The 8,470-nt window shown below is 71.3% G+C and carries 8 protein-coding genes; all 8 read right to left on the reverse strand.

All coding sequences use genetic code 11. The annotated features are described in order from the left end of the window. Positions 1–1,129: sensor histidine kinase (locus tag ITI46_RS31700; RefSeq protein WP_209243386.1), on the reverse strand; the 1,129-nt coding region annotated here is incomplete at its 3' end. Positions 1,130–1,312: 183 nt separating this feature from the next. Then, the gene (locus ITI46_RS31705) at positions 1,313–1,669 is read right to left on the reverse strand and encodes a cupin domain-containing protein (RefSeq protein ID WP_209243387.1); all 357 of its coding nucleotides are present in this window, start codon (positions 1,667–1,669) and stop codon (positions 1,313–1,315) included. 294 nt (positions 1,670–1,963) lie between these two features. Then, positions 1,964–3,001, reverse strand: coding sequence for a porphobilinogen synthase (hemB, locus tag ITI46_RS31710; RefSeq protein ID WP_209243388.1), 1,038 nt, complete (start codon positions 2,999–3,001; stop codon positions 1,964–1,966). Continuing rightward, a complete protein-coding gene (locus tag ITI46_RS31715) occupies positions 2,998–4,635 on the reverse strand; it encodes a bifunctional uroporphyrinogen-III C-methyltransferase/uroporphyrinogen-III synthase (RefSeq protein ID WP_209243393.1) in 1,638 nt (545 codons plus the stop codon). Before ITI46_RS31715 ends, hemB begins: the two co-directional genes overlap by 4 nt. Before the next feature lie 101 nt (positions 4,636–4,736). After that, positions 4,737–5,747 carry a hydroxymethylbilane synthase gene (gene hemC, locus ITI46_RS31720; RefSeq protein ID WP_209243389.1) on the reverse strand — a complete coding sequence of 337 codons (1,011 nt, stop codon included), beginning with the start codon at positions 5,745–5,747 and terminating at the stop codon, positions 4,737–4,739. Continuing rightward, positions 5,744–7,072 carry a glutamyl-tRNA reductase gene (locus ITI46_RS31725; protein WP_209243390.1) on the reverse strand — a complete coding sequence of 443 codons (1,329 nt, stop codon included), beginning with the start codon at positions 7,070–7,072 and terminating at the stop codon, positions 5,744–5,746. Before ITI46_RS31725 ends, hemC begins: the two co-directional genes overlap by 4 nt. Beyond that, positions 7,069–7,860, reverse strand: a complete 792-nt coding sequence (locus ITI46_RS31730) for a redox-sensing transcriptional repressor Rex (protein ID WP_209243391.1) — start codon at positions 7,858–7,860, stop codon at positions 7,069–7,071. The genes ITI46_RS31725 and ITI46_RS31730 overlap by 4 nt, the downstream gene beginning before the upstream one ends. Positions 7,861–8,183: 323 nt before the next feature. Further along, complete coding sequence (locus tag ITI46_RS31735) at positions 8,184–8,420, reverse strand: glutaredoxin family protein (RefSeq protein ID WP_209243392.1); 237 nt, start codon at positions 8,418–8,420, stop codon at positions 8,184–8,186. Positions 8,421–8,470 lie beyond the last annotated feature (50 nt).

The raw sequence follows: 8,470 nt of genomic DNA on the forward strand, positions 1-8,470 counted from the left end.
CGGCCGGAGCCGGGGGTGCGGCGGGCGGTGCGGGCGGACGGATGTCGTCCGCCCGCTCCTGGCCGCCCAGCATGGCGTGGGGCAGTACGAGGACGGCCTGGATGCCGCCGTAGATGTTGCTGCGCAGCTGTACGGCGACGCCGTGCCGCCGGGCCAGCGTGCCCACCACGTACAGCCCGATCCGGCCGTCCGTCAGCAGCGCCGCGACGTCGACGCCCTCCGGGTCGGCCAACAGGGCGTTCATCCGCCGCTGTTCGTCGTCCGTCATGCCCAGGCCCCGGTCCTCGACCTCGATGGCGAGCCCCGCGGTGACCCGGCTGGTGCGCAGCAGCACCTGGGTCTGCGGCGCGGAGTAGACGGTGGCGTTCTCCACCAGTTCGGACAGCAGGTGGATGACGTCGGCCACCGCCTGCCCGCGAACGGTGCCCTCGATCGGCGGGACCAGCTTGACCCGCTGATAGTGCTCCACCTCGGCAGCCGCGGACCGCAGGATCTCGGTGAGCGGCACGGGCTTCGTCCACTGGCGCCGGGAGACGGCACCGCCCAGTACCGCCAGGTTCTCCGCGTAGCGGCGGATGCGGGTGGTCAGATGGTCGACCTGGAAGACGCCCTTGAGGATGTCCGGGTCCTCGACCTGGTTCTCCAACTCGTCCAGCACCCTGATCTCGCGGTGCAGCAGCGACTGGAGGCGGCGGGCGAGATTGACGAAGACGGCGACCCGGTCGGCGTCCTGCAGCCCCGGCGCGCCACCGGCCTGCTCCTCCGTGGTGCGCTGCGCACGGCTGTGCTCGGCCACGCGCCACAGCTCCGCGTACCGCTCGAGCGTCGTACGCGCCTGGGCCGCCGCACCCCGGACGCCCAGCACCACCGCGGCCGCGGCCACCACCAGCGCGGCGCCGAGCACCCAGAGCGAGGCAGCGTCGCCGAAGCCGGTGTGCACGGTGGTGGCTTCGTCCGGCTCCCAGGTGATCCACAGGTACGTCACCGCACCGGCGGCCGCGAGCGCCACGGCCAGCGCGGGCGCATAGGCCAGCCGCACCATACGGCGGCGCAGCGCCGCGTCCCCGGCGACGCCCGCGGCGGGCGCCTCCCGCAGCGTATGCGTCGGGGATCTGTCAGACACGGGCATCGATTCCTCAAGCGGTTCGACGGGAGGAGAGCGAAGAGCTTCCGCGCGGCGGAGAACATACGTTCTCCGCATGGCGTGGCGAGTCTAGCCCTGATGGCGCGGCGGAGGGGGCCGGAATCGGCGTCATCACAAGTGCCACACATTTCCGGGGAGTTCCCACGCCTCGCCCGGCCCCCTCCCGTCTCAGCGCTGCGGGAAGTACACGTACAGCAGGCAGCCCTGCTCGCTGCGCGGGGTGTGGGTGGAGCCCTGCGCCCCGCGGACCCGGCTGCCCGCCGGGTAGCTGCCCGCCTCGTCCTGGAGTTCGCCCTCGAGGACGACCACGATCTCGCTGCTGTCGCCGTGGTGGTCGGGCTCGGTGTAGCCGGAGCCGGGCGCGAACCGTACATACGCCTCGCGGGGCAGCGGGTCGGAACCGTCGGCCGGGCTGGTCCAGTCGACAACCTGTGCGGTCACCCCGGGGAACAGCTCGATCGGGTCGATGTGTCCCAGTCCCGCGGTGCGGACCACATGGAAGTCGGGGCGGTCGAGAGTCGTCATGGTGTGCTCCTCTTTCTCTGCGATGGCGCTGCGACAAAGGGGACTCGCGAGACGGAAGAGGTGCACCGTCGAAGCTCGCGCGGGGTCAGCCGCCCAGCACAGTGCGATGACGTGGCGTCAACTGCATGGCTCCGGCACGGACTTGCCGCGCCGGTTCGAACAAAGCGGCAAGAGCGTAAGTGATCCTTCCGCTCCGCCACAACGGCAACAGTGGTTAACCAGCGCAGCAAAGCGAAAGGACGCCACCCGCGGTGCGGATGACGCCCGATGCGTGCTGGTGTTTCTCCGGCCGGTTCAGCGCCGCGCGCGCAGCAGCCGTGCGGCCTCCGTCGCCCAGTAGGTGAGGATCATGTTCGCGCCGGCGCGGGTGAAGCTCGTCAGCGTCTCCAGGATGGCCGCCTCACGGTCGACCCACCCCTTCTCTGCCGCGGCCTCGACCATCGCGTACTCCCCGGAGATCTGGTACACGCCGACCGGCACCTCAGCGCGCTCGGCGAAGTCCCGCAGGATGTCCAGATACGGCAGCCCGGGCTTGACCATCACCATGTCAGCGCCCTCGGCGAGATCCAGCGACAGCTCGCGCAGCGCCTCGCGCGCGTTGGCCGGGTCCTGCTGGTAGGTCTTGCGGTCGCCCTGGAGCGAGGAGCCGACGGCCTCCCGGAACGGCCCGTAGAACGCGGAGGAGTACTTGGCGGTGTACGCGAACATCGCGATGTCCGTGTGCCCGGCCTCCTCAAGCGCCGCGCGGACGTACCCGATCTGGCCGTCCATCATGCCGCTGGGGCCCAGCACATGGGCGCCGGCGTCGGCCTGGACGCGGGCCATCTCCGCGTACCGCTCCAGCGTCGCGTCGTTGTCGACGCGGCCGTCGGCGGTCAGCACCCCGCAGTGGCCGTGGTCGGTGTACTCGTCCAGGCACAGGTCGGACATCAGCACCAGCTCGTCGCCGACCTCGGCCCGTACATCCCGCAGCGCCACCTGGAGGATGCCGTCCGGGTCGGTGCCCGCGCTGCCCTGGGCGTCCTTCTTCGCCTCCTCCGGCACGCCGTACAGCATCAGCCCGCCGACGCCCGCCTCGACCGCCTCCACGGCGGCCTTGCGCAGGGTGTCCCGCGTGTGCTGCACGACGCCGGGCATCGAGCCCACCGGCACCGGCTCGCTGATGCCCTCCCGTACGAACGCGGGCAGGATCAGATCGGCCGGTTGCGTGTGGTGCTCGGCCACCAGGCGGCGCATGGCGGCCGTGGTGCGCAGCCGCCGTGGGCGGGCAGCCGGGAAGCTCCCGTAGGTGCTCGGGCTGCCGCTCTCCGGCTTGGGGCTGCTGATGCTCATGATGTGCGTGCCCTCCTCCTGGCCGGGCGCTTCTCGCTCGGCCGCTTCACCTGTTCACCTGCCTCCACGGCCGCGGCGCGCCGCTGGGCACCGAAGTCGGCGAGCGCCTCGGCCAGCTTGTGGACCGACGGCTCGGGCGACATGACGTCCACCCGCAGCCCATGCTCCTCCGCGGTCTTCGCGGTGGCCGGGCCGATACAGGCGATGACCGTGACGTTGTGCGGCTTGCCGGCGATACCGACCAGATTCCGCACCGTGGACGACGAGGTGAACAATACGGCGTCGAATCCACCGCCCTTGATGGCCTCCCGCGTCTCGGCGGGCGGCGGCGAGGCGCGCACCGTGCGGTAGGCGGTCACGTCGTCCACCTCCCAGCCCAGCTCGATCAGGCCGGCCACCAGCGTCTCGGTGGCGATGTCGGCGCGCGGCAGGAACACCCGGTCGATCGGGTCGAAGACGGGGTCGTAGGGCGGCCAGTCCTCCAGCAGCCCCGCGGCCGACTGCTCGCCGCTGGGCACCAGGTCGGGCTTGACCCCGAACTCGACGAGCGCGTTCGCGGTCTGCTCCCCCACCGCCGCGACCTTGATCCCGGCGAAGGCGCGGGCGTCGAGCCCGTACTCCTCGAACTTCTCGCGGACCGCCTTGACGGCGTTGACGGAGGTGAACGCGATCCACTCGTAGCGGCCCGTCACCAGGCCCTTGACCGCGCGCTCCATCTGCTGCGGGGTACGCGGCGGCTCCACGGCGATGGTCGGCACCTCCGCCGGCACGGCGCCGTAGGAGCGGAGCTGGTCGGAGAGGGAGGCCGCCTGTTCCTTGGTGCGGGGCACCAGGACCTGCCAGCCGAACAGCGGCTTGGACTCGAACCAGGCCAGCTGCTCGCGCTGGGCCGCGGCACTGCGCTCGCCGACCACGGCTATGACGGGCTGCCCGCCGTCCGGCGAGGGCAGCACCTTGGCCTGCTTGAGCGCCTGGGTGATGCTGCCGAGCGTCGCGGTGAAGGTGCGCTGCCGGGTGGTCGTCCCGGCGAGCGTGACGGTCAGCGGGGTGTCCGGCTTGCGGCCGGCCGCCACCAGCTCCCCGGCCGCCGAGGTGACCTGGTCCAGGGTTGTGGAGACGACGACGGTCGCGTCGCTCACGCCCAGCTCGGTCCAGCACCGGTCGTCCGCCGTACTCGCGTCCACGAACCGCACGTCGGTGCCCTGCGCGTCACGCAGCGGCACCCCGGCGTACGCGGGCACACCCACGGCCGCGGCCACACCCGGCACGACCTCGAACGGAATGCCCTCGGCGGCCAGCGCCAGCATCTCGCGGGCCGCGTCCGAGTCCAGCCCCGGATCGCCCGCGACCGCACGTACGACCCGCTTGCCGGCGCGCGCGGCGGCTATGGCAGACTCGCCGGGGTCGAGGGCTGCATCGTCGGCCGCTGCGGAGGCAGTTGACGCGCCATCAGTGATGGCTTGCAGCGGTGTGTCCACACCTGGCCTGGTATGGGCACGTACGACGTCGTGCACGCGTGGGTCGGCGACCAGTACGTCGGCCTGCCCCAGCGCCTCGACGGCGCGCAACGTCAGCAGTCCCGGGTCTCCGGGCCCGGCACCCAGGAAGGTGACGTGTCCGTGTGCACCGTGCAGGTGCTGTCTGTTCGCGACTGCCGTCTTCTGTGCGGTGCTCGACTTGTCGGCGCGCGCTGTGCTCGGCTTGTCGGCGCGCGACCTGTCGGCGGCGGTGGGGCTCAAAGTGCTCGCTCCCCCATCAGACCGGCCGCACCCTTGGCGAGCATCTCGTCGGCGAGTTCCCGGCCCATGCGCGCGAAGGGCGCAAGGTCGGCGGAACCGCCGTCGGACGCCGGTGCGGGACCGGTGGTGGACAACTGCACCAGCGTGCGGCCGTCGGTGGTGCCGACGACGCCACGCAGGCGCATTTCGGTGACAACCTGCCCCTCGACAAGCAGGTCGGCCAGCGCCCCCACGGGTGCGCTACAGCCGGCCTCCAAGGCGGCGAGCAGGGTTCGCTCAGCGGTGACGGCCGCCCGTGTGCACGGGTCGTCCAGCTCCGCGAGCTGTTCGGCCAGGTGCGTGTCGGACGCCACGCACTCGACGGCCAGTGCCCCCTGTCCGGGGGCGGGAAGAACCTGGTCGGGCTCGATCAGCTCGGCCGCCTCCTCGTCGAGGCGACCGATGCGCTCGAGACCGGCGGCGGCGAGCACGACGCCGTCGAGCTCACCGGAGCGCACGTACCCGATCCGCGTGTCGATATTCCCCCGGATCGGGACGGTCTCGATCTCGACCCCGAGCGTACGCGCCCAGGCGTGCAATTGCGCCATCCGGCGAGGAGAGCCCGTACCGATCCGCGCCTTGCCGGGCGCCGCGGCCCTGGCCAGCTCCTCGAACCGGAGCCCGTCCCGGCCCACCAGCACATCCCGCGCGTCGGCCCTGGCCGGCACGGCGGCCAGCGCGTACTCGGCGGGCTGGGTGGTCGGCAGATCCTTCAGCGAGTGCACGGCGAAGTCGATCTCCCCGCGCGAGAGCGCGTCCCGCAGCGCGTTGACGAACACCCCGGTGCCGCCGATCTGCGCGAGCTGCTCCTTGCTGATGTCCCCGTACGTGGTGATCTCCACCAGCTCTACGGGCCGCCCCGTCACCCTGCGCACTTCCTCGGCGACCAGCCCGGACTGCGCCATCGCGAGCTTGCTGCGGCGGGTGCCCAGCCTCAGTGGGGGGTTGGCTGTGGCGTCGGTGTTCATTGCCGCTCCTGTTCCGGATTGCTGACAGCGGCGACCGCCTGCGGGTCGAGGTCGAAGAGTTCACGCAGCGCGTCCGCGTACCCGGCACCGCCGGGCTCGCCCGCGAGCTGCTTGACGCGCACGGTCGGTGCGTGCAGCAGCTTGTCCACGACACGGCGCACGGTCTGCGTGATCTCCGCGCGCTGTTTGTCGTCCATCCCGTGCAGCCGCCCCTCGAGACGCGCCATCTCGCCGGCGACGACATCGGCGGCCATGGTGCGCAGCGCCACGACGGTCGGCGTGATCGTCGCCGCCCGCTGCGCAGCCCCGAACGCGGCGACCTCCTCCGCCACGATGCCCCGCACGGCCTCGACGTCCTGCGCCATCGGCGCATCCGCCTCGGCATCGGCCAACGACTCGATATCCACGAGCCGCACTCCGTCGAGGCGATGCACAGCGGCCTCGACGTCCCGGGGCATGGCGAGGTCGAGAATCGCCAGGCCCGGTGCATCCGTCGGCGCACCCGCACCACGCCCCCGCAAGGCGCCCTCGATGTCCGCAGCGCTCAGCACGAGTCCGGCAGCCCCGGTGCAGGACACGACGACATCCGCGGCGGCCAGCTCCTCCGCGACCGAAGCCATCGGCATCGCCCGTGCGTTCAAGCCCTCCGCGAGCCGCTGCGCCCTCGCCAACGTACGGTTGACGATCACCAGTTCGCCCACACCGGCGCGCGCCAGCGTCACCGCGGCCAGCGAGGACATGGACCCGGCACCGATCACCAGCGCCCGGCGCCCGCGTACCCACTCCTCGACATCGCGCCCTGCGGCCAGCTGCTCGAGCCCGAAGGTCACCAGCGACTGCCCGGCCTTGTCGATGCCGGTCTCCGAATGAGCCCGCTTGCCGACCCGCAGCGCCTGCTGGAACAGATCGTTCAGCAGCCGCCCCGCGGTGTGCTGCTCCTGCGCGACGGCCAGCGCGTCCTTGATCTGGCCGAGGATCTGCCCCTCGCCCACGACCATCGAGTCGAGCCCGCACGCCACCGAGAACAGGTGGTGCACGGCCCGGTCCTCGTAGTGCACGTACAGATACGGAGTGAGCTCGTCCAGCTCGACCCCGCTGTGCTGGGCCAGCAGCGTCGACAGTTCGGCGACACCCGCGTGGAACTTGTCGACGTCCGCGTACAGTTCGATCCGGTTGCAGGTGGAGAGCACAGCCGCCTCCGCCGCGGGCTCCGCGCCCACGGTGTCCTGCAGCAGCTTCCCCCGCGCCTGCGGTGCCAGCGCGGCACGTTCCAGCACGCTGACCGGCGCGCTGCGGTGGCTCAGACCGACGACGAGCAGGCTCATGCCGGCATCACGGCGGGCAGATCCCCGTCACTTCCGGACTCGGGGGGCCGCTTGGCGACGGCCACGGCGGGCGGCGCCGCAGGCGGCGCCGTGTCCGCCTCGGACGCCGCACCTGTCGGCTCCTCCCCGGCCTTCCGCTGCTCGTGGAAGGCGAGGATCTGGAGCTCTATGGAGAGGTCGACCTTGCGTACGTCGACCCCTTCGGGGACGGACAGCACGGTCGGCGCGAAGTTGAGGATGGAGGTGATCCCGGCGGCGACGAGCCGGTCGCACACCTGCTGCGCCGCACCCGCCGGGGTGGCGATCACGCCGATGGACACCCCGTTGTCCGAGATGATCTTTTCCAGCTCGTCGGTGTGCTGGACGGGGATGCCCGCGACGGGCTTTCCGGCCAGGCTCGGGTCGGCGTCGATGAGCGCCGCCACCCGGAAGCCGCGCGAGGCGAAGCCGCCGTAGTTGGCGAGCGCGGCGCCGAGGTTACCGATACCGACGATCACAACCGGCCAGTCCTGGGTGAGGCCCAGCTCGCGGGAGATCTGGTAGACGAGGTACTCCACGTCGTAGCCGACCCCGCGCGTTCCGTACGACCCGAGGTAGGAGAAATCCTTGCGGAGCTTGGCCGAATTGACGCCCGCCGCAGAGGCCAGCTCCTCCGAGGAGACCGTGGGCACCGAACGCTCGGACAGCGCGGTGAGGGCCCGCAGATACAGCGGAAGGCGGGCGACGGTCGCCTCGGGGATTCCTCGGCTCCGACTCGTCGCCGGACGGTGATTTCGGCCAGTTGCCACGGTGCTCCTGCCGGTTGCGCGAAGCGGTGAGCGGTCGTATGTCAGGCACTCTCCCGGACCGCTCCGTCGCGCCCAGGCTATGCCTTTGTGAACGCGTGCACAAAGATTGTGTCCGGTTTGTCCGGCCAACGTGACCGGCGCCACAGCCACCAACGGGGACACCCGGCCACACTCCTCACGTATACGCCCCCGGACGGCAAAACGCCCTTGATACTAATCGAAACCCGCTCGAACCCTGACCACATTCCGCCTGGACAAGCCCGCCCCAAGCACTCATTGAGCACCGTTCGAGCAAGCGGGTGTCCGCGAGCGACAGCGCTGCGTCACGCGGTGAGCGCGCTCCGGAGGCGTTCGGGGTCGACGCGCCAGAAATCGTGCTGCTTCCCGTCGACGAGCACGACCGGGATCTGCTCCCAGTACAGCCGGTAGAGCTCCCGGTCCTGATTGATGTCCTTCTCCTCCCAGGCGGCGCCCACTTCGTCGCACACCCGGACCACGACGTCCCGCGCCACGTCACACAGATGACAGCCGGGCTTCCCGATGAGGGTCACAGTCTTCATCCCTCCATTCTCCAACCCGTGCGACGCTCCCCGCCCCTCCCGACCGCCAC

Source organism: Streptomyces oryzae (assembly GCF_017676365.1).
GTDB lineage: Bacteria > Actinomycetota > Actinomycetes > Streptomycetales > Streptomycetaceae > Streptomyces > Streptomyces oryzae.